The following is a 19,888-nucleotide window of genomic DNA, read 5'->3' as shown; positions in this document are numbered from 1 at the left end:
AAAAGATTAATTGGTTGAATTTATTCTTTTTTTTTCTCATGTTCCGGTCGCGAAAACAAAGCCTATAAATATATACTTTTTAGTTAAATAATATGACTTCTCACAAAATTTCTTTTCGGATTAGATATGGTGAAACCGACCAAATGGGTGTGGTGTACCACGGTAATTATGCCCAGTACCTTGAGATGGGTAGGGTGGAGTGGCTTAGGTCTCTGGGAGTTAGCTATAAAAGTATGGAAAATGAAGGAATTATATTACCGGTAATTCACTTACAAGTTACGTACAAAAAACCTGCAATTTATGATGACTTGATTACTGTAGAAACAACATTATTGAATTCCCCATTAGTTAAAATTGAATTTAATTATAACATCTACAATCAAAGCGAAGAATTGCTCGCAACGGCAAACACTGTTTTAGCCTTTATAGACAAAAAGACAAATAGACCGATTAAATGTCCAGAATATATTTTAGAGAAATTAACTTTCTAATTTTTTAAAACTTATTTCATGAAGTTCTTGAAAAATTTTAAATATTTTTCCCTCTAAGCTTTTTCTCGCAATAATTATTATGGAACAAGAAAGTTCCATTTTTTGCTGTTTGATAATTAAGTCTAATTGTTTTATCAAACGCATAACCTTATCTAAATTCTTGTATTCAAATTTTATTTCGAATTCAACCGAGATAAATTTTTCAATAATTGTTGATTCTTCTAAGGTTAGCTGTGCAGTAGCTTTATAAGCTTGTATTAATCCGCCAACACCCAACTTAGTGCCTCCGAATACTCTTGGTACAGCAACTAGAACATTGGTTAGTTCAAATGCTTTGATTTGGCCATAGATGGGCATTCCTGCCGAATTGTTAGGTTCTCCATCGTCGTTTGCTCTATAACTAATTTCCGAAACACCAAGTTGCCAAGCATAACAAATATGACCTGCAGTCTGATATTTTTTTCTTAATTTTTCTATGATGAGCTTTACATCTTCTTCAGCACTAATTGGAAAAGAGCGTCCGAAGAATTTGCTCTTGCGGTCTTTATAAAGAATCTCTTTGGAGGGTATAGCTATAGTCTTGTATATATCTTCCATCATAATTTATTAGAAAAATGCTACCAAAACTATACTAACTACAGCTAATAAAATTCCTATCCAATTCTTAAAACTTAGTTGTTCTTTAAAAAGTAGTATTCCAAGTAAAGTGGAGAACATAACAATGGCCACATTGTTAATTGTGAAAATAGACGCACTGTTTAAACTTTCGTTCTGTAAGGCTCGTAATAGAAAAAAGATAGAAAAGTAATTTGGAACGCCTAAAGTTATGCCGCCAATTATGTTTTTAAAATTTATTTTTAAAGGTGTCTTTATTGATTTTAAAAAAATAAAAACAAACCCTGTGCAAGCCGCTGCTGCGAATACGGTAGCCGAAAAAATTGGGAATTCCACTGAATTCAATTTTGTTTCTCTAAAATAATTAATACTGGCATCAATTATTCCAGAACCTAAAAAAACTAATACAGGTAGAATGAAAACTTCCTTGGAAAACTTAATTGATTTAGTTTTTAAAGAAGCGAAATAGACTGCGGCTAAAGCTAAAAGTATACCTATTGTCTTAAGTATGGACAATTGTTCATGATATGCAACAACGCCCACTAGAACAGGTATAACTAGGGACATTTTAGTAGCAACCGATGCTACAGCAACGCCAACCGCTTGGGCCGTTTTTGCCATAATATTAAAAATCAAAATAAAAAGAACCCCCAATAGTATAGTGCCCCAGAACCATGATTTTGTTGGAATTTCAGAAAATGAAATCGGTTCTTGATAAAATAGTAGGCCCGTAATACAGGCAACAATATAGTTCGTTATTATTGCGAACAGTGTTTGAATTTTATAAGTATCAAACAATTTGAAAATTACAAAAATTAACGAGGAACAAAAAATGCTAAGTAGCAAGTCTAGCATTAAAGATGATTTTTTAATTCAATAAAATCTTCTTTACCAACTTGTAAATTCCAAACTTGAATTCCTAAGCTTGCCGCTGAATCAGTATTTTCTTTGGTGTCATCAACAAAAAGGGTTTCATTGGCATTAAGGTTATTTTCTTTTAATACAAATTCGAAAATTTCCGCGTCAGGTTTTCGCATACCCATTTCATAAGACAAATAAAATACTTCAAAAGAATTCTTAAACCGATTAAATTTTTCTAAACCAATATTTGATTTTACATGCTCTATATGTATATCATTGGTATTACTTAGAAGGAATAGACGGTAATTATTTTCTTGTGCTAACTTTTCTAAAAATTCTAAACGATAATCTGGAAAATCAAGCAAAATAGCATTCCAAGCATCAATTAAGTTTTGTTTTGTTGCCGATGAAAACAGTGTACCAGTTTTATCTAGAAAATAATCCGAGCTAAACAAACCTTTTTCATAGTCATTAAATAACTTCTCTAATTGTGGCGTTGTGTTCTTGAATCCATAATTAGACATAGCTTTAGGGGTTGCCGTTTTATCTAAATTGATAAAAATATCGCCAAAGTCAAGGATAAGGTTTTTAATCATTTTTTATAACGGTTAGCGTGTCGTTTATAATTTTTTTAGATGATATTAATTCACCAGTAATTTCTGGAGCTTTGAGCCCAGTTTCAAATACTTTTGTTCCTTTAAATATTCTAGCTTCGTCCCAAATATTTTCATCAATAAAACTTTGAAGCGTTTTTTTGCCGCCTTCTACAATCAAACTAGTAATATGATGCTTATAAAGAATGGAACACAGTTGGCTTATCGTGTTTTCACCAAAATCAATAGCTTCATAAATAATTTTAGTTTGCTTTTTTGCTTTTGCCTTGTGATGATGCACAACAATTGTTTTTATTGACTTATCAAAAATATTATGTTCAGAGTTTAATACAAGATTTGCATCAATAATAACTCTTGTTGGTGAATTTCCTTGCCAATCTCTTACGTTGAGTTTGGGGTTATCTTCTTTAACAGTATTTGTGCCTACTAAAATGGCTTGTTCTTCACTACGCCATTGATGAACTAGCTGTCTAGAATGTATGTTTGTAATCCAATAGGGTTCTGGATTATTTTTTCTCTTAAGGACTTCAGGCGCGATAAACCCATCGGAACTTTCCGCCCATTTTAAAATGATGTAGGGCCGTTTTCTTTCTTGAAATGTCAAAAATCTTTTGTGATGTTCTCTACATTCATTTTCGAGCACACCAATCTTCACTTCACAGCCCGCGGAACGGAGTTTAGCTATGCCTTTACCCGCCACCTTCTTATGCGGGTCTTGTAGACCAATAACCACTTTAGGAATAGTATTTGAAACAATTAAATCTGAACAAGGTGGAGTAAGACCAAAATGTGAACAGGGTTCTAAAGTAACATACAAAGTAGCAGATTTCAACAAGGACTTATCTGATACTGAATTAATAGCATTAACTTCTGCATGCGGCCCACCATAAGGGCTCGTATAGCCCTCTCCAATAATTTCATTATTATGAACCAAAACAGCGCCGACCATAGGGTTCGGGGCAGTTGAGCCTAAACCATTTTTCGCGAGTTGAATACAACGTAAAAGGTATTTTTCATCTATATTCACCTTGTAAAAATAATATAATAAATCGGCAAGATGACAGGGCCTACTATCCGTAAAATAGAAGCTAAAGATAATCAACAGGTTGCTAAATTAATTCGCAATGTTTTTGAAGAGTTAGAAATTACTAAAGTAGGTACAGCTTATGAAGATGAAGAATTGGATTGCTTGTATGAAGCATACCAGAATATGTCAAAAGCGGAATTCTATGTTATCGTACAAAATAATAAGATAATAGGATGTGGTGGTTTTGCTCCACTCGCAAACCAAGGAAAGAATATTTGTGAATTACAAAAAATGTATTTTTTGCCGGAATTGAGAGGACAAGGATTCGGACAAAAATTAATAACTATTTGCTTAAATAAAGCTAGGGGTTTTAAATACGATAGCTGTTACTTAGAAACTATGCCGCACATGAAAACAGCTCAAAAATTATATCAAAAAAATGGTTTTAGCTATTTGGAAGAAGCCATGGGATGCACTGGACATAGTTCGTGCCCTGTTTATATGATAAAAAACTTTTAGTCAATGCAATTGTCCGAAATCAAATTGATTTATCATAAAGAGCTTTCTGAACTTTATCCAAAAGAAGAGATTGATAGTTTCTTTTTTCGTTCAATAGAGTTCTACTTGAAACTAGAACGATTTATTTTGGTAATGCAGCCTAATTATACCTTAAGTAAGTCAGAAGAACGACCCTTGTTTGAGACGCTAACAAGATTAGTTAAAGAAGAGCCTTTACAGTACATTTTTAAAGAAGCTACTTTTATGGACTTAAGCTTTGAAGTTAATGAACATACCTTAATTCCTAGGCCTGAAACAGAAGAGCTCGTTCAATGGATTATTGATGATTGTTCAATGAAGTTTAATCAAGATGTTAAGGTTTTAGATATTGGCACTGGGAGTGGCTGTATAGCCATTGCATTGGCAGCTAATTTAAGGAAACTTAATGTTCATGCTATAGATATTTCGCAAAAAGCATTGTCAATTGCGATTAAGAATTCCGATAGAAACAAAGTAAATATTAGTTTTGAAAAAGCAGATATTTTAGACCGAAATTTATCCATGAATATGCAATTTGATATTATAGTTTCAAATCCTCCTTATGTGCGAGAATCTGAAAAGGATGACATGCTTAATAATGTAAAAAATCATGAACCTAATACTGCTCTTTTCGTGCCAGACAATGATTCCCTTCTTTTTTATAAGGCTATTGCCTATTTCTCTAAAAAACACTTGAAAAATGGGGGTAATCTTTATCTTGAGATTAATCAGTATTTAGGTAAAGAAACACAACTGATTTTTGAACAAGAAAATTTTGAAAACATTAGTCTAAAAAAAGATATTTTTGGGAACGATCGAATGCTGAAGTGTTGTAAAAATATATAAATGAAGCGAATTGTAGTCTTTTGTGGTAGTAGTCTAGGTGTTAGCCCAAGCTATGCTAATGAAGCACATATACTAGGCAAAACATTGGCACAAAAAAAAATTGGTCTGGTATATGGAGGTGCTAAAATTGGTATTATGGGTGCAATCGCCAATGCAGTGTTGCAATTTAATGGAGAGGTCATTGGAGTTATACCTGAATTTTTAAAAAAGAAAGAAGTTTATCACCCTAAATTGAATGAGTTAATTATCACGAAAGATATGCATCAACGCAAAATGAAAATGCATGAATTATCCGACGGGATTCTTATGCTACCAGGAGGTTATGGTACTCTTGAAGAATTTTTTGAGATGCTGACTTGGGGGCAATTAGGTTTACATCGCTATCCAATAGGTATTTTGAACACAAATGGTTTTTATAATTCTCTTTTGAATATGCTAGGCCATATGGTTGAAGAGGGTTTTGTGAAGCAAATAAATTTTGATATGTTGCTCGTTGATGATAGTGTTGAGGGTGTTTTAAATAAAATGTCTCTTTACGAGCCAGTGCCTGTTCCAAAATGGATAACGAAAGACCAAACTTAATTAGCGTTCTACTCTTAGCGAATTGATATATGGAAATAAAATCAAAGATTGAGGCATTACGAAATGAATTGAGAACACATAATCACAATTATTATGTTCTTGATAAACCCATTATTTCTGATTATGAATTCGACATAAAACTTAAAGAATTGCAGCGTCTAGAAACCCAATATCCTGAATACTATGATGCTACGTCACCTACATTAAGAGTCGGAGGTTCAGTGACTAAAAATTTTAATACCATCTCTCATGAAACTCGAATGTACTCACTAGATAATTCTTATTCTAAAGAAGATTTAGAAGATTGGGAGAAGCGAATGCAACGAATTCTTGGTGATGTTGATGTAACCTTTACTTGCGAATTAAAGTATGACGGGGCATCTATAAGTCTAACTTATGAAGATGGAAAACTAGTGCGCGCCGTTACTAGGGGTGATGGTTTTCAAGGCGATGATGTCACTGCAAATATCAAAACTATAAAATCAGTTCCATTACAATTAAAAGGTGATTACCCTTCAAAATTTGACATCAGAGGCGAAATTATTTTGACATTGGAAGGTTTTGCCAAAATGAATCAATTGCGTCTTGCTAATGGAGAAGAAGCGTATATGAATCCTCGTAATACGGCCTCTGGCAGTTTAAAATTACAAGATAGTGCTGAGGTGGCAAAACGCCCATTAGAGTGTTTGCTTTATAGTATCGTGGGTAAAAATTTGAATTTTGATACGCAATATGAAATGCTTGAAAGAGCACGTTCTTGGGGCTTCAAAGTGCCAAAAGTCGCTAAACACTGTTCAAACACGGATGATGTAATGAACTTTGTTGAGGAATGGGATGTTAAACGACATGATTTACCTTATGAAACGGATGGTGTAGTTGTCAAAGTTAATAGTTTAAGACATCAAGAAGAGTTAGGTTTTACAGCCAAGGCACCAAGATGGGCCATGGCTTATAAATTTAAGGCTGAACAAGTTTCAACTGTTTTAAATAAAATAACCTATCAGGTTGGCAGAACTGGCGCCATTACACCAGTTGCTAATCTACAGCCAGTTTTATTAGCCGGTACGACTGTAAAAAGAGCTTCTTTGCACAATGCTGACCAAATTGAAAAATTAGATATCAGAGAAGGTGATACTGTATTTGTGGAGAAAGGAGGCGAGATTATCCCTAAAATCATTGCGGTTGATTTTACAAAACGACCCAAGAATTCTATCCCAACAAACTATAAAACCCATTGCCCAGAATGTGAAACACTACTTGTAAGAAAAGATGGTGAGGCACAGCATTTCTGTCCAAATGATACGGGTTGCCCAACGCAGATTACCGGTCGAATTCAACATTTTATTTCTCGTAAAGCCATGGATATTGAAGGTTTAGGTGGTGAAACAGTTGAGCTTTTATTTAAAAAGGGTTTGATAAAGAACTACGCTGATTTATATACATTGACTAAGGAACAGATTATGCCACTTGAGCGTATGGCTGAGAAGTCTGCTGATAATTTAGTTAAAGGCGTAGCCGCTTCAAAATCAATTCCTTTTGAAAGAGTTTTATTCGGATTAGGCATTCGGTATGTTGGAGAAACAGTGGCTAAAAAATTAGCCAAGGCCTATAAAAACATTGATGATTTAATGGTTGCATCGCAAGAAGAACTTGTTGCTGTTGACGAAATTGGAGAAAGGATAGCAGAAAGCGTTTTACAATTTTTTGAAAATGAAACTAACCTTGAGCTTATTTCTCGTTTTAAAACCTATGGTTTACAGTTTTCATTATCGGAAGAGCAATTAGAGAGTCAATCAGATACCTTAAAAGGTAAAACTTTTGTAGTATCTGGTGTTTTTGAAAGCTTAGGTAGAACTGAACTTAAAAAATTAATTGAAGATAATGGGGGCAAGGTAAGTTCTTCAATTTCATCAAAAACATCTTTTTTAGTTGCCGGAGATAAAATGGGACCCAGTAAACGAACTAAAGCAGAAAATTTAGAAGTGCCGATTATTTCAGAGCAAGATTTTTTAAATATGGTTTAAGCCAACTAAAATCAATTCAATAATTCTAGTTTCTGGCTTCTAACCATTTATCGACTCTTCGCTTTGCGTTCAACTTAATATTCATGTAATAAAAATTAATATCAGCAATATGGTAGTTTTTTGTTCTTAATAAAAAACTCCAAGGAAATGTTGGTTTGTTGGCCCATAATACGCCATTGTGAATTTGTGCATCCACACGGCGTGGTAAAACTTTATCAAAATTGCGTAATACGGCTCCCTTATTTCTAACTTTAGAAACATAGGTTGTATCAAGTGTCCAGTTCAATGGATTGGTAACTAAAATATCATCTCCGATTGGCCTATCATCAGGAATATATCCACTTTTGAATGTACGCCACGAAATGATACAATTTAGACCCTCAGGATCTTCACATGGCCAGATTCGCTCAAAATAATTTTTGGGAACCGGTATCCCAATTAAATATGCGGCAACTAATTGTTGTTGCAAAGGCGTGCCATCAAAGAACTCTTTAATTAAAGGCCCGCCATGTGTTGTTCCTTGGCTATGACTAGCTATTATTATGGGTCTACCATTGTTGTAATATTTTAAGTAATGCTCGAAGGCATTTTTTACATCGGAATAGGCTAAAGCGAATGCTTTCTTCGCTGATGCTTTATCATCAGTTGTATAACTAACTAAATGTGCCTGCCTATAGCGTGGAGCAAATACTCTGCCAGCGGCATTAAATGCACTTGCCTGAAATTTGATAGTTGAGTTATCCACTCGATTATTTAACACGGAATCGGAAATACTTGGATTCCATGCCAAATTCTTCCCTTTGTTATTATAAATAGTTGGGTGAATAAAAAAAACATCAGCGGCTAAATTAAGAGCTGGTGCCGCATCTGAACCTGGAATTAAATCAGAATTATCTCTTTTATCAGGATGGGCGGCCCAATGCGCTAGATTACCATAGTCAATACCTTCTGGAGCTGTGTTTTCAAAGGTAGTAGTAGGTCCGTATGATTTACAGGACGACAAGCAAATGATTAAAAACAAAAAAACAAATAGGAGGTATTTATTCATAATGTCTAATTTAGAAAAAGATATGATAACGAACACTACAAGACGGTTTTGGTTTTTATTCTTATCGAGTTTTGCCTTCTTAGTGCGCCATCGGTATTTTAAAAAATGGTTTTGGATACCACTAGTGATTATAATCATTGGTTTTTTTATTCCACAAAACATGATTATTCCGGTTCAAGGCGCAACAGTTAATGATTGGGCAAAAGACTCTTTTTGGGCGTATCCGTGGGGTAGTTCAATAACCCATAAGGGTATTGATATTTTTGCTGATCGAAGTACACCAGTTTTGGCCTCAACAAACGGAATAGTAATCTATACTTCTGAAGGTGGAAAAGGAGGGAAGTCCGTTATGGTGCTTGGCCCTAAATGGCGTTTTCATTATTATGCTCATTTAAACGAAGTACAAGCCTTCACTTTTCAACCATTAAAAAGAGGAACTGTTTTAGGCACAGTAGGTGATACCGGAAATGCCAAAGGAAAACCACCACATTTACATTATGCAATTACCACTCCGTTTCCATACTTGGGTTTAAAGGATAAAGAAGCTGTTCAAGGTTGGAAAAAAATGTTTTACTTAAATCCAGATTCTTGGCTTAGACTATAACCTCATATGATGATTCCTAGCAATTTTGATGCATTTAAAACTACCTTAAACAATCGTAAACCAGCAATGGATTGGCCACTTTGGTTAAAATCATTATGGTATGCAGCAAAACAAGAATGGGATGCTTCTCATGATATAGCTCAAGACTTAGATACTACAGAAGGTAGTTGGATTCATGCTCATTTACACCGAGTAGAAGGTGATAAGTTCAATGCACAATATTGGTATTCACAGGCCAGAAAACCATATTGTGATGACTCAATTGAAAATGAAATTAGACAAATCTTTGAAGATTTGTCAACTACTTCTTAAAACGACCTAGTTTTTATTGAAATGCCATTTGCAATTTTTCTTTACCTCCAATAATTGGTAATTCCAAATGTGTTTTATCCAAATCTAGAGTCAGTTCGGTACCTGGTTCAGGATGCAGGGTAAACTCTTTGTCACTACTAAAAACAAGCAGCCCTATTTGTTGACCTAAAGGTATAATTTGATCATCTGGCATTAGTTCAAAAGTCATTTGATAAAACTCTCCAGGTTTTAAAGGTTCGCTTTCAGTCAATGATTTATAGTTTTGGAGGTCAGCCCAACCACGAGTAATGATATTATCTGTTATTTTGGCTTTAGAATCTTCGTTCCATGGCAAAGATACCAACCAAACAGATAAATTTGCAGCTGGTTTATTACTTGATATATTAACCGTTATTTTCGGAACACCGGAAATATGAAGTTCTTGTTTTAATTTTGGGCTAACATATAGTAAACGATTTTCCGAACTCGCAAGCTGCGCCAAATCCTCTCCTGCAATTGTATAATTATCAATTAAGGTTTCATTTCCTTGGGCATTTTTTTTATCAAAATTTAGTATGCCGCTTGAGTTACCTCCTTTAGTCAAATTAAGCTGAACGAAATCAGCCTCTGGATTAGGAAAGTCAGGATAAGAAGTTGGATTACTTTGCGTATCGTTTTCGCGAACAATCCATGATTTTGGGTCTTTTTCTACCCCATTCTCTATACCGTGAAGGTACCTAGTAAACCATCGATTCATTAGAGTAATAGGTGGCGGTCCACCATGTCCGTTTTGATGATAATATGTTTGCACGGATAAGCCTTTCTCTTTCGCAGCTTTATAAATACGGTAACTATGCTCAGGCATTACATTCCAATCATTAAAACCGTGAGACATTAAAAGGGCTGCTTTCATAGGTTTCATATCATTTAAGTAATCACGACCAGCCCAGAAATCATTGTAATCCCCAGTAATTCTATCCATACCATTTTTCATCTCGGTATCGCGAACTGTTTTATTGTTGTAGGGTCTTTTGTCTTCAGCCCCACTGTGAATAAAATCATATAGAACATCAATATCTTCTCCTAAATACCCACCCGGAGAACGAACCAATCCATTAGAACGATAATAGTGATAATAAGATGTATTTGGTGCAATGGGTATAATTGCTTCAAGGCCATCAACACCAGTTGTGGCCGCAGCCAGCGGTATTGTACCGTTATAAGATGTGCCGGTCATGCCGACTTTACCAGTGGACCAATATGCTTCAATAGTTTCACTACCATAAGGTTCTGTATACCCTTTTGCTCTACCATTCAGCCAATCGATAACTGCTTTTGGAGCAAGCGATTCATTATCACCACCTACTGTTGGCGACCCTTGCGATAGGCCTGTACCAGGTGATGAGGAGTGCACAACAATATAACCTCTTGGCACCCATTTTTTAATATGTGAGTTCGAAATAATTGGGCGTTCACCACGTCGAGTAACCTCCGCATGAACTCTTGGTTTAGGCATTTCACCTAGTTCATGATTAACATCCCAAAACAAGCCTTCAATATTCGGGGCAACTCCAGCGAAATAAGGACTAGAAACGTATATTATTGGAAGCTTTAATCCTTCAGATTCGGTTTGTTCAGGTCTAGTGACAGAAACATGCATTCTATCTAACTTACCATCGCCATCTGTATCAAATTCTGTTTCTACAAATAAATCATGACGCAACCAACTTGAAGGATTTGAAAAGGCTTCCACTATTTGTGCTTCACCATCTTTAAAAATTGGAGTTGCTGTTGATGTTTGCCCTAGAATCAGAAAAAAGGGACTAAGCAATAGGATAAATAAAAAGAGATTTTTTTTCATGTTTAATTATTGAATTAAATAAAAATAATGAAAACTAGGGTGTCAACTAAAAATATTACCATCAATAAGATAAAAACTCATCGTTCAAACCAAATTTATGCATTGAAGATATAAACCTAACCCTAATTACTGAAGTTGCGAGATTTAAGTGGAGCGTGCCATTGTTTGGTTTAAACCATGGTATTCATGGTTTAGATTAAATCTGAAACTAGACAGAGACGCTTATTCCGTCTGCAGTTATATTTTTATTTTGGTCAAAATAGAAATCAATTCTTCCTAAATTGAGACCATAACAACCTACTTGGTTCACCAAAACGGGCATTCCATCAGCATTGGTTTTAACGGTTGGTTTATCTAAAAATGTATGGGTATGCCCTCCAATTATTAAATTGGTGTAGCTTGTTTTTGTTGCTAAAGTTACGTCATCAGGTCTATTTGCATTACCCTGATAATCATAGCCTAAATGCGATAAACATATAATAATATCACATTGTTCATCTTCCTTAAGCAAACGTTCCATATCTAAAGCCACATCATATGGCTGTTCGTATTCAGTTTCTTTGTATAACTTTTTAGTAACCAAACCATCTAAGGCAATACCAAGTCCGTAAACACCAATTTTAATATCGTCAACCAAATAGGTTTGGTATGGCTTTACAAAACCATCCATAACGGTATTCTTAAAGTTGTAGTTTGCAGAAAGCAATTCAAATTTAGCATGTGGTGTTTGAGCTAAAAGACCATCTATCCCATTATCAAAATCATGATTACCGATGGTAGCAGCATCATATTTTAACATGCTCATTAATTTGAATTCAAGTTCACCACCATAAAAATTAAAATATGGAGTACCTTGAAATATATCACCAGCATCGAATAGAAGGGTATTCGGATTTTCATTTCTGATCTGTTCTACCAGATTAGCTCTTCTTGCTAAGCCACCTAAATTAGCAAACCTTGCATGGTCACTCGGAAAAGGGTCAATATGGCTATGAACATCGTTAGTGTGTAGAATGGTTATTTGCTTTGAACTATTGCCCTTGCAAGAACTCAAGCTTAAACCGCCAAGGCCGAGAAAAGCTCCGGTTGCTGTTGTTTTAGAAATAAAAGAACGTCTTTTCATTTTAATTTAATTGTATGAAACGGTCGTCAACAGATACGGAAATAGTATCCATTTTTTTAAAATAATCAATTATAGAATTACGAACCAAATAATCTAGGTTAGTGACTGAAGACCGATTCTTGAAGAACCCCATATCATCTCCACCCTGAACTAAGTAATCATTCGTTGCTACATAATAGGTTTGATTTTCGTTAAATCGAGCACCATTTATTTCAATCTTCAAATAGTTATATTGATTGTCAAGCTTCAATTTAGTGTTAGCAACCGGATGAGCTCTGCCAGATTTCGCAAGAAAAGTAAGTAAATGTTTGACTGAAGTGCCACTCATTTCAACAACGACAATACTATTTTCAAAAGGCATAATTTGATAAGCAGTTCGTGCATTGACCTTACCTTTAGAAATTATTGATCGGATTCCTCCATGATTAAGAACAACAAAATCTATTTCTTGGCCAGTTCTTGTTTTGAAAATTGGATTAGCTTGTGCTAATACTGCATCAGCCATAAAATTACCTGCTGATGTATTTCTTTTACCATCATCTTTTACTAAATCACTGGTGACATAAGATAAAGTACTGTCTAAAACGGTATTTATGCGTTCCCGATACGGAGCTATAAAATTGGCAATTGAATCGTTGGTAGTTATTGAGGGGGTAATAGGGAGTTCTTTGGCAACTATTTGATGAGGATTCTCAACATTATCTACACATGAAGAAAACACAATTGTTATAATTATAACAAAATGTTGAATTTTTAAATTCATATTCTAATTTATCTTCGTTACCTAGTAAGTTAGGATATTAATTACATTTGCAAAAATGCATATTAGTAAATGATATTTCGAGCTATACAAGATAAATTTAAAGTTAAGTCTAGTCTTAAATACTTGGAAGACGAACTGGCAAAACCAAAGGTTCCAGCCAATCGCGAAAAAGGTATAAAGACAATTGCTTGTATTGTTGATATGGATAACTTTCCAAATGCAGATCATTTTAATGAGCTAAGGAAAGATTTTGGGTTACCACCCAATGCTATTCAAATTATAGGCTACAAGCGGGGCCACGATAAAAATACTCCATTTTCAATTCAGTTTTTTACTGATAAAGATATGGGTTGGAACGGTTCGATTGAGAACAGTCATGTAGCTGAATTTGTAAGTAGAGAATATGATTTATTAATCAATTACTACAAAGAAGACAGATTAATGCTGAAGTTACTAACAGCAAAGATTTATGCAAGACTTCGTGTTGGATTTACTGGAGTAGACAGTAAAATTAACGACTTGATGTTCAGTACAGATTTGAAAGACTTTAAAATGTTTAAATCAGAATTAAACAAGTATTTAAAGGTATTTAAAGAAATAGCATAATGGATAGTTTTATTGGTACTGGGGTTGCTCTTGTTACCCCTTTTGATAGCAGAGGAAATGTAGACGTTAGTTCATTGACTAACCTGGTGGAATATCAAATTGCAAATGGTATTGATTATTTGGTGGTATTAGGCACAACTGCCGAGGCCGCAACACTTTCTACAAAAGAAAAGAATCTTGTTATGAAAACGGTTTCTTTGGTAAATGCTGGTAGGTTGCCATTAGTTGTTGGTCATGGAGGTAATAATACTCATGATTTAGTACAACAGTTTAAAGAAATAGATTTTTTAGACTATGAAGCTGTATTATCAGTATCACCTGCATATAGTAAACCCACACAAGAGGGAATTTATCAACATTTTAAAGCTCTGTCTTTGGCGACACCCCTGCCAATAATTATGTACAATGTGCCCTCTAGAACAGGAAGTAATATGCTCCCAGAAACAACATTACGTTTAGCAAATGACTTTAATAATATCATTGGCATTAAAGAGGCCTGCGGAGATATGTTGCAATTAGATGAAATATTGAAGCATAAAAATCCAGATTTTCATGTTATTTCTGGTGATGATTTTACGGCCTTAGCTACAGTATTGGCTGGTGGTTCAGGGGTAATATCAGTGCTTGGCCAAGGATTGCCAAAAGAGTTTTCTAAGATGATTGCCTTGGGTTTAAGAGGAGATTCTGAACCGGCATATGAAATTCATCAAACTCTTTTAAATGGAATGCATTTAATTTTTGAAGAAGGAAATCCTGCAGGCATTAAAACTGTTTTACAACTATTAAATATCGCTGACAATAAAGTACGATTACCATTGGTTAAAGCAAGTGAAGATTTGACTAAAAGAATAGTGACTTTTATGAAGACTAAATCTATAGTAAATGCTTAATTGCGTTAAACTTTGCCTAAAATGATTGTTTGTACCCGCTGACTAGGCTAATTTTATTTCTTGTAATAATTTTGAAATCCACTGATAATCACTAATTTTGCAGGATGTTTTTGAAAATGAGGTCTCTTTTTGTAATAGTTATATTCTCTCTCTTCTTTTTAGTTTCATGTAATGAGTATCAAAAGGTGCTTAAAAACACTGACGTAAAGGCGAAATATGATTTAGCTGAAAAGTATTATAATGAAGGCGATTACAAGCGTGCGAAGCGTTTATTTGAACAAATAGCTCCAAAGTATGTTGGAAAGCCTCAAGGTGAAAGGGTAATGTTCTTTTTTGCGAATTCTTATTTTCAATCCGGTGACTATTATCTATCTGGTTATCAATTTGAAAGATTCATCAAGTCTTATTCGCAAAGTGATAAGCTTCAAGAAGCTGTTTATTTAGAAGCCAAAAGTTATTATGAACTATCTCCTAAATATTCTTTAGATCAAACAGATACAGATAAAGCTTTAAGTCGTTTGCAAAACTTTATTAATACTTATCCTGAATCAGAATTTTTTGAAGATGCCAATGCGATGGCTCAAGAGTTAACCATTAAAAAGCAAAAAAAGGAAATTGAAATAGCGAAACAATTCGATAAACTTGGAGAATTTAATTTCCCTATTCTCGTTTCAGCAATAGCAGCTTTAGATAATTTCATTGGTGATAACCCAGGTTCAGTGTACCGTGAAGATGCATTTTTTTACCGTTTGAAGGCGGCAATGAATCTTGCACAGAATAGTATCACAAGCAGACAGCCGGAACGTTACCAAGAGGCAAGAGAGTATTACAACGCGCTTATGAAATCGTATCCTGAAACAAAGTTTTTAAAGAAAGCTGAGAGTTTCAATGACAAAATTAAAAAGGAACTTAATGAGGTTGAAGAGACCTTAACAAAATAATATTAGTAATCTAACGATATGAACGATTTAAAAAACACCAAGGCTTCAGTATCTACTGTAACTCATAACAAAAATGAGTTTGATGAAAAGACTGACAATATTTATGAAGCAATTTCTATTGCTTCTAAAAGAGCTATTCAAATTAACTCTGAAATTAAAAAAGAGCTGTTAGAAAAATTAGAAGAGTTTGCTACTTATAGCGATAGCTTAGAAGAGGTTTTCGAAAACAAAGAACAAATAGAGGTTTCTAAATTTTACGAAAAACTTCCTAAACCTCATGCGCTTGCCGTTCATGAATGGTTAGAAGATAAAATATATTATAGAAATACAGAGAAAGACGCATAAATGTTGAGCGGAAAAAACATCCTTTTGGGTATTACCGGGGGGATTGCTGCTTACAAAACCACCTTTCTTGTTCGTTTATTGATAAAAGCTGGTGCTGAGGTCAAAATTGTTATGACCCAAAGCGCCAGCTCTTTTGTTTCTCCACTCACATTAGCTACGCTTTCCAAGAATCCAGTATTGATGGATTTTATAAATAAAGATGACGGTAGCCTTTCATGGAATAATCATGTTGAGTTAGGTCTTTGGGCTGATGTTATGTTAATTGCGCCAGCGACCGCTAATTCATTATCTAAAATGGCCAACGGCATTTGTGATAATCTCTTGATGGCAACATATCTATCTGCAAAATGTTCTGTTTATTTTGCTCCGGCAATGGACTTAGATATGTATAGGCATCCATCCACTAAAGCATCCTTTGAAAAGCTAAAAACCTTTAAAAATATTATGATTCCTGCTGAATCAGGGGAACTTGCCAGTGGATTAGAGGGTGAAGGACGTATGGCTGAACCAGAAAATATTGTTTCTTTTCTAAAAAACCATCTGGCAACTGGTCTCCCATTATCTAAAAAAAAGGTTTTAATTACAGCTGGTCCTACGCATGAAGCAATAGACCCAGTCAGGTTTCTCGGCAATAGGGCAACCGGGTCTATGGGTTTTGAGCTTGCAGAAAGAGCAGCTGATTTGGGTGCTGAAGTAATTTTAATAACAGGCCCTACAACCTTAGAACTGGCTAACAAAACAATAGCGCTAATACGAGTAACTTCAGCTGAAGAAATGTATTTAGCAGTACATACTCATTTTGAAAAGATGCATGTGGTTATTAGTGCAGCTGCAGTTGCTGATTATAGGCCAAAGACGGTTGCAGAACAAAAAATAAAGAAAAAAGGTGATGGAGATTTAAATCTGGAACTTGAGAGAACAAAAGATATTTTAAAATCTATGGGTGAGATCAAAACCAATCAGTTTTTAGTTGGCTTTGCTCTAGAAACCGAAAATGAGTTAGATAACGCCAAGAATAAACTTCAAAAGAAAAATCTGGACGCTATTGTTTTAAACTCGCTCCAAGATAAGGGAGCAGGTTTTGGTCAAGGAACTAATAAAGTCACTTTCATAGACAAGAATTTAAATGTAAATGCGTTTGACTTAAAGACCAAGAGTGAAGTAGCAATAGATATTTGGCAAGAAATTATTTCTTTAAGCAATGCATAGGTTATTAACGTTTATCATTTTTATCTTTTTTTCTGCGACTATAGCGTCACAAGAATTGAACACGACTATAACTGTAAACTCTGATCAAGTAGGTCAAACGAATCAACAAGTATTTAAAACTCTTGAGCGATCATTAAATGATTTTGTAAATAAAAACAAATGGACGGATAGAGTTTATAAGGAGAATGAGAGACTTAACGCCAGAATGTTCATTACAGTTACCAAATATGAGTCTGACCGTTTTGAAGCCAACATTCAATTGCAATCTTCCAGACCAGTATTTAATACTTCATACGAAACCCCAGTTTTTAATTATAAGGACAATTCATTTAATTTTCAATATCAAGAATTTGAACCCTTGGTTTATAACCCGAATTCTTTTGATTCAAATTTAGTTGGTGTTATTTCTTACTACGTTTATATCATGCTTGGTCTAGACGCAGATACCTTTTCTCTTCAAGGTGGTGACGAATATTATCGGAAAGCCCAAAATATAGTTACTCAAGCTCAAGGTACTAACTTTAGTGGCTGGAGTCAAAGTGTAACTGATAATAGAACTCGATTTGATATTGTCGATGATTTGTTATCAAATACTTTTCGTGAATATCGTATTGCCATGTATAATTATCATAGAAAAGGTATGGATGTTCTTGGAGATAATAATAGTACAGGCAAACAAGTTATTGCTGGCAGCATTCGGTTATTTGAAACTTTAATTAAGAGACGTCCAAATGCATTTTTAATTCAAACATTTTTTGATGCCAAGTCTGAAGAAATTCAAAATATATTTTCAGATGGTCCAAAAGTTGATATTGTTAAGTTAAAAGAAAGCCTTAATAGAGTAGCCCCATTTTATTCCAGTACATGGAATGATATAAAGTATTGATGATATAGCAATAGAACCTATATCTTTGCGATTCTAAATTGATTGCATTGCTTACGCACCTTTCCATTAAAAATTACGCATTAATTGACGAATTAAATGTTTCGTTTACTTCTGGTTTTACGACAATAACTGGTGAAACTGGTGCAGGAAAGTCTATACTTCTTGGAGGACTTTCTTTGGTTTTAGGAAAAAGAGCTGATTTGTCTTCTTTAAAAAATAAAGAAGCAAAATGTATTATAGAGGCTGAATTTGCAATTTCAAATTATGGATTGAAATCTTATTTTGAAATTAATGACCTTGACTATGCTGCAACAACTTGGTTACGGAGAGAGATTTTACCAAGTGGTAAATCAAGAGCTTTTGTTAATGACACACCAGTTACGTTAGATATTTTATCTGGGTTAGGTGCACAATTGGTAGATATTCATTCTCAGCATCAAACATTAAGACTTACCGAAAATGATTTTCAATTTAGGGTTATAGACGCGTTAGCTGAAAATCAAAAGCTAATAGAAAAATATACCGTCATATTAGCTAAATATAAAGGGTTTATTAAAGATTTAGAAGAACTTAGAGACTTTGAACGAAATGCTTCTAAAGAGTTAGATTATAATAGTTTTCTTTTAGAAGAATTAGAAAAAGCAACTTTAAAAGATGGTATTCTAGAAGCACTTGAAGAAGAATATGATCAACTTTCGAATGTAGAACGTATTATAGAGTTACTCTCTCAAAGCGGTAAAATTTTGAATGATGAACAAATAGGTTTATTGAGCAGTTCTACTATTTTACAACAGGCTTCACAAAAGCTGAGTGATTATGGTAAACAATTTACCAGTCTTAATGAAAGAGTACAATCAATAGCTATTGAATTGACTGATATTGCTTCAGAACTAGAAAGTCTGCAAGAAGATGTTGAAGCTAATCCAAATCGCTTAGAAGAGGTGAATGGTCAACTACAGTTATTACATGATTTATTTAAAAAACATCAAGTTTCCACGGTTATCGAACTTGAAGAAATTAAAATTGAATTATCAGAAAAGGTTGATAGTTCTTTAAATATTGATGCAAAAATTAAAGAGAAAGAAAATTTACTAGCTAGTGTAACCATTGATTTGAACAAGTTGGCATCTGCTATTCATAGTAATAGAAATAGAGTAATTCCACAACTAAAAGAGCTCTTAACAAACAGTCTAAGCAATTTAGGAATGCCTTCTGCTAGCTTTAAAATAGAAATAGAACCCACAGAAAGTTTTAAAGTAAATGGAAAGGATAATCTTATCTTTTTATTTTCTGCAAATAAAGGTTATGATTATGGGGAGTTAAAGAAAGTTGCGTCAGGCGGTGAATTATCACGCATTATGTTGACAATCAAGTCTGTTTTAGCTAATTATGAGCAATTACCTACATTGATGTTTGATGAAATTGATACTGGAGTATCCGGAGAAATATCTTCTAAAATGGGAGATATAATGCAAAAAATGGGAAGTAGCATGCAGGTTTTTTCAATTACGCACCTACCGCAAGTGGCGTCAAAAGGCGCTTCACAATTTAAGGTGTTTAAGGAAGAAACCGGTGAATCAACCAGAACAGACATGCGAAAGCTTACAAATGATGAGAGAGTGAACGAATTAGCTGAAATGTTAGGTGGTAAAAATCTTTCTGATTCTGCGTTAGCACATGCTCGACAGTTATTACAATAATTAATAAAGGTGACTAAATTTAAA

General features: G+C 34.3%; 22 protein-coding genes. 14 read left to right on the top strand and 8 right to left on the bottom strand.

Features of this window, described 5'->3' with window-relative positions; genetic code table 11:
* Positions 1 to 92 precede the first annotated feature (92 nt).
* A complete protein-coding gene (locus RM520_RS09275) occupies positions 93 to 491 on the top strand; it encodes an acyl-CoA thioesterase (protein ID WP_311385430.1) in 399 nt (132 codons plus the stop codon).
* On the opposite strand, the gene RM520_RS09270 is transcribed toward RM520_RS09275, so the two are convergent.
* From RM520_RS09270 to ribD, 4 genes are read right to left on the bottom strand one after another with little or no spacing between them, the layout of a single operon-like run.
* Positions 480 to 1,091, bottom strand: a complete 612-nt coding sequence (locus RM520_RS09270; protein WP_311387816.1) for an IMPACT family protein — start codon at positions 1,089 to 1,091, stop codon at positions 480 to 482. The genes RM520_RS09275 and RM520_RS09270 overlap by 12 nt on opposite strands.
* A 6-nt stretch (positions 1,092 to 1,097) precedes the next feature.
* Positions 1,098 to 1,961, bottom strand: coding sequence for an EamA family transporter (locus RM520_RS09265; protein WP_311387815.1), 864 nt, complete (start codon positions 1,959 to 1,961; stop codon positions 1,098 to 1,100).
* The gene (locus RM520_RS09260) at positions 1,961 to 2,563 is read right to left on the bottom strand and encodes an HAD-IA family hydrolase (RefSeq protein ID WP_311387814.1); all 603 of its coding nucleotides are present in this window, start codon (positions 2,561 to 2,563) and stop codon (positions 1,961 to 1,963) included. Before RM520_RS09260 ends, RM520_RS09265 begins: the two co-directional genes overlap by 1 nt.
* Positions 2,556 to 3,608, bottom strand: coding sequence for a bifunctional diaminohydroxyphosphoribosylaminopyrimidine deaminase/5-amino-6-(5-phosphoribosylamino)uracil reductase RibD (gene ribD, locus RM520_RS09255; protein WP_311387813.1), 1,053 nt, complete (start codon positions 3,606 to 3,608; stop codon positions 2,556 to 2,558). The genes RM520_RS09260 and ribD overlap by 8 nt, the downstream gene beginning before the upstream one ends.
* A gap of 30 nt (positions 3,609 to 3,638) precedes the next feature.
* On the opposite strand from ribD, the gene RM520_RS09250 reads away from it, so the two are divergent.
* The 4 genes from RM520_RS09250 to ligA are packed head-to-tail and all read left to right on the top strand — an operon-like array spanning position 3,639 to position 7,597.
* The gene (locus RM520_RS09250) at positions 3,639 to 4,127 is read left to right on the top strand and encodes a GNAT family N-acetyltransferase (RefSeq protein ID WP_311387812.1); all 489 of its coding nucleotides are present in this window, start codon (positions 3,639 to 3,641) and stop codon (positions 4,125 to 4,127) included.
* Between the two features lie 3 nt (positions 4,128 to 4,130).
* Positions 4,131 to 4,991: a peptide chain release factor N(5)-glutamine methyltransferase gene (prmC, locus tag RM520_RS09245; protein ID WP_311387811.1), complete on the top strand. Its 861-nt coding sequence runs from the start codon at positions 4,131 to 4,133 to the stop codon at positions 4,989 to 4,991.
* Positions 4,992 to 5,573, top strand: coding sequence for an LOG family protein (locus RM520_RS09240; RefSeq protein WP_311387810.1), 582 nt, complete (start codon positions 4,992 to 4,994; stop codon positions 5,571 to 5,573).
* Between the two features lie 29 nt (positions 5,574 to 5,602).
* The gene (gene ligA, locus RM520_RS09235; protein ID WP_311387809.1) at positions 5,603 to 7,597 is read left to right on the top strand and encodes an NAD-dependent DNA ligase LigA; all 1,995 of its coding nucleotides are present in this window, start codon (positions 5,603 to 5,605) and stop codon (positions 7,595 to 7,597) included.
* Between the two features lie 25 nt (positions 7,598 to 7,622).
* Here the strand turns inward: ligA and RM520_RS09230 are convergent, their stop codons facing one another.
* Positions 7,623 to 8,645, bottom strand: coding sequence for a DUF3089 domain-containing protein (locus tag RM520_RS09230; RefSeq protein WP_311387808.1), 1,023 nt, complete (start codon positions 8,643 to 8,645; stop codon positions 7,623 to 7,625).
* Positions 8,646 to 8,667: 22 nt separating this feature from the next.
* On the opposite strand from RM520_RS09230, the gene RM520_RS09225 reads away from it, so the two are divergent.
* Together RM520_RS09225 and RM520_RS09220 are read left to right on the top strand one after the other, a co-directional pair.
* Positions 8,668 to 9,249 (top strand): M23 family metallopeptidase, encoded by a 582-nt coding sequence (locus RM520_RS09225; RefSeq protein WP_311387807.1) that lies wholly within the window; start codon positions 8,668 to 8,670, stop codon positions 9,247 to 9,249.
* 9 nt (positions 9,250 to 9,258) lie between these two features.
* On the top strand, positions 9,259 to 9,561 hold the full coding sequence (locus tag RM520_RS09220; RefSeq protein WP_311387806.1) for a hypothetical protein: 303 nt from the start codon (positions 9,259 to 9,261) through the stop codon (positions 9,559 to 9,561).
* Positions 9,562 to 9,574: 13 nt separating this feature from the next.
* On the opposite strand, the gene RM520_RS09215 is transcribed toward RM520_RS09220, so the two are convergent.
* The 3 genes from RM520_RS09215 to RM520_RS09205 form a co-directional block, all read right to left on the bottom strand.
* Entirely contained in the window at positions 9,575 to 11,401 is a 1,827-nt protein-coding gene (locus RM520_RS09215; RefSeq protein WP_311387805.1) for a Xaa-Pro dipeptidyl-peptidase, read from the bottom strand.
* 208 nt (positions 11,402 to 11,609) lie between these two features.
* The gene (locus RM520_RS09210) at positions 11,610 to 12,524 is read right to left on the bottom strand and encodes a metallophosphatase (RefSeq protein ID WP_311385417.1); all 915 of its coding nucleotides are present in this window, start codon (positions 12,522 to 12,524) and stop codon (positions 11,610 to 11,612) included.
* A 1-nt stretch (position 12,525) separates the two neighbouring features.
* Complete coding sequence (locus RM520_RS09205; protein WP_311385416.1) at positions 12,526 to 13,287, bottom strand: 5'-nucleotidase C-terminal domain-containing protein; 762 nt, start codon at positions 13,285 to 13,287, stop codon at positions 12,526 to 12,528.
* A gap of 69 nt (positions 13,288 to 13,356) precedes the next feature.
* Here RM520_RS09205 and RM520_RS09200 point away from each other — a divergent pair, with 69 nt between their 5' ends.
* The 7 genes from RM520_RS09200 (at position 13,357) to recN (ending at position 19,864) form a co-directional block, all read left to right on the top strand.
* Positions 13,357 to 13,893 carry a DUF6913 domain-containing protein gene (locus RM520_RS09200; protein ID WP_311387804.1) on the top strand — a complete coding sequence of 179 codons (537 nt, stop codon included), beginning with the start codon at positions 13,357 to 13,359 and terminating at the stop codon, positions 13,891 to 13,893.
* Positions 13,893 to 14,783: a 4-hydroxy-tetrahydrodipicolinate synthase gene (gene dapA, locus RM520_RS09195; RefSeq protein ID WP_311387803.1), complete on the top strand. Its 891-nt coding sequence runs from the start codon at positions 13,893 to 13,895 to the stop codon at positions 14,781 to 14,783. Before RM520_RS09200 ends, dapA begins: the two co-directional genes overlap by 1 nt.
* Positions 14,784 to 14,887: 104 nt before the next feature.
* Positions 14,888 to 15,724, top strand: a complete 837-nt coding sequence (locus RM520_RS09190) for an outer membrane protein assembly factor BamD (protein WP_311387802.1) — start codon at positions 14,888 to 14,890, stop codon at positions 15,722 to 15,724.
* Positions 15,725 to 15,742: 18 nt separating this feature from the next.
* Positions 15,743 to 16,069 carry a DNA-directed RNA polymerase subunit omega gene (locus RM520_RS09185; protein ID WP_311385412.1) on the top strand — a complete coding sequence of 109 codons (327 nt, stop codon included), beginning with the start codon at positions 15,743 to 15,745 and terminating at the stop codon, positions 16,067 to 16,069.
* Positions 16,070 to 17,278, top strand: coding sequence for a bifunctional phosphopantothenoylcysteine decarboxylase/phosphopantothenate--cysteine ligase CoaBC (gene coaBC, locus RM520_RS09180; RefSeq protein ID WP_311387801.1), 1,209 nt, complete (start codon positions 16,070 to 16,072; stop codon positions 17,276 to 17,278).
* Positions 17,271 to 18,164 carry a type IX secretion system protein PorD gene (gene porD / locus RM520_RS09175; protein WP_311387800.1) on the top strand — a complete coding sequence of 298 codons (894 nt, stop codon included), beginning with the start codon at positions 17,271 to 17,273 and terminating at the stop codon, positions 18,162 to 18,164. Before coaBC ends, porD begins: the two co-directional genes overlap by 8 nt.
* 47 nt (positions 18,165 to 18,211) lie before the next feature.
* The gene (gene recN / locus RM520_RS09170; RefSeq protein WP_311385409.1) at positions 18,212 to 19,864 is read left to right on the top strand and encodes a DNA repair protein RecN; all 1,653 of its coding nucleotides are present in this window, start codon (positions 18,212 to 18,214) and stop codon (positions 19,862 to 19,864) included.
* Positions 19,865 to 19,888 lie beyond the last annotated feature (24 nt).

It is taken from the genome of Croceitalea vernalis, assembly GCF_031846405.1.
Taxonomy (GTDB): domain Bacteria; phylum Bacteroidota; class Bacteroidia; order Flavobacteriales; family Flavobacteriaceae; genus Croceitalea; species Croceitalea vernalis.
Note: the sequence above shows the minus strand (reverse complement) of the source record. Positions and strands in the feature narration are given on the sequence as shown.

Excerpts from the sequence above, each read along its gene's own strand:
- RM520_RS09275 (WP_311385430.1), top strand. The coding sequence starts at position 93 with ATGACTTCTCACAAAATTTCTTTTCGGATTAGATATGGTGAAACCGAC.
- RM520_RS09270 (WP_311387816.1), bottom strand. The coding sequence starts at position 1,091 with ATGATGGAAGATATATACAAGACTATAGCTATACCCTCCAAAGAGATT.
- RM520_RS09265 (WP_311387815.1), bottom strand. The coding sequence starts at position 1,961 with ATGCTAGACTTGCTACTTAGCATTTTTTGTTCCTCGTTAATTTTTGTA.
- RM520_RS09260 (WP_311387814.1), bottom strand. The coding sequence starts at position 2,563 with ATGATTAAAAACCTTATCCTTGACTTTGGCGATATTTTTATCAATTTA.
- RM520_RS09250 (WP_311387812.1), top strand. The coding sequence starts at position 3,639 with ATGACAGGGCCTACTATCCGTAAAATAGAAGCTAAAGATAATCAACAG.
- prmC (WP_311387811.1), top strand. The coding sequence starts at position 4,131 with ATGCAATTGTCCGAAATCAAATTGATTTATCATAAAGAGCTTTCTGAA.
- RM520_RS09240 (WP_311387810.1), top strand. The coding sequence starts at position 4,992 with ATGAAGCGAATTGTAGTCTTTTGTGGTAGTAGTCTAGGTGTTAGCCCA.
- ligA (WP_311387809.1), top strand. The coding sequence starts at position 5,603 with ATGGAAATAAAATCAAAGATTGAGGCATTACGAAATGAATTGAGAACA.
- RM520_RS09230 (WP_311387808.1), bottom strand. The coding sequence starts at position 8,645 with ATGAATAAATACCTCCTATTTGTTTTTTTGTTTTTAATCATTTGCTTG.
- RM520_RS09225 (WP_311387807.1), top strand. The coding sequence starts at position 8,668 with ATGATAACGAACACTACAAGACGGTTTTGGTTTTTATTCTTATCGAGT.
- RM520_RS09220 (WP_311387806.1), top strand. The coding sequence starts at position 9,259 with ATGATTCCTAGCAATTTTGATGCATTTAAAACTACCTTAAACAATCGT.
- RM520_RS09215 (WP_311387805.1), bottom strand. The coding sequence starts at position 11,401 with ATGAAAAAAAATCTCTTTTTATTTATCCTATTGCTTAGTCCCTTTTTT.
- RM520_RS09210 (WP_311385417.1), bottom strand. The coding sequence starts at position 12,524 with ATGAAAAGACGTTCTTTTATTTCTAAAACAACAGCAACCGGAGCTTTT.
- RM520_RS09205 (WP_311385416.1), bottom strand. The coding sequence starts at position 13,287 with ATGAATTTAAAAATTCAACATTTTGTTATAATTATAACAATTGTGTTT.
- RM520_RS09200 (WP_311387804.1), top strand. The coding sequence starts at position 13,357 with ATGATATTTCGAGCTATACAAGATAAATTTAAAGTTAAGTCTAGTCTT.
- dapA (WP_311387803.1), top strand. The coding sequence starts at position 13,893 with ATGGATAGTTTTATTGGTACTGGGGTTGCTCTTGTTACCCCTTTTGAT.
- RM520_RS09190 (WP_311387802.1), top strand. The coding sequence starts at position 14,888 with ATGTTTTTGAAAATGAGGTCTCTTTTTGTAATAGTTATATTCTCTCTC.
- RM520_RS09185 (WP_311385412.1), top strand. The coding sequence starts at position 15,743 with ATGAACGATTTAAAAAACACCAAGGCTTCAGTATCTACTGTAACTCAT.
- coaBC (WP_311387801.1), top strand. The coding sequence starts at position 16,070 with ATGTTGAGCGGAAAAAACATCCTTTTGGGTATTACCGGGGGGATTGCT.
- porD (WP_311387800.1), top strand. The coding sequence starts at position 17,271 with ATGCATAGGTTATTAACGTTTATCATTTTTATCTTTTTTTCTGCGACT.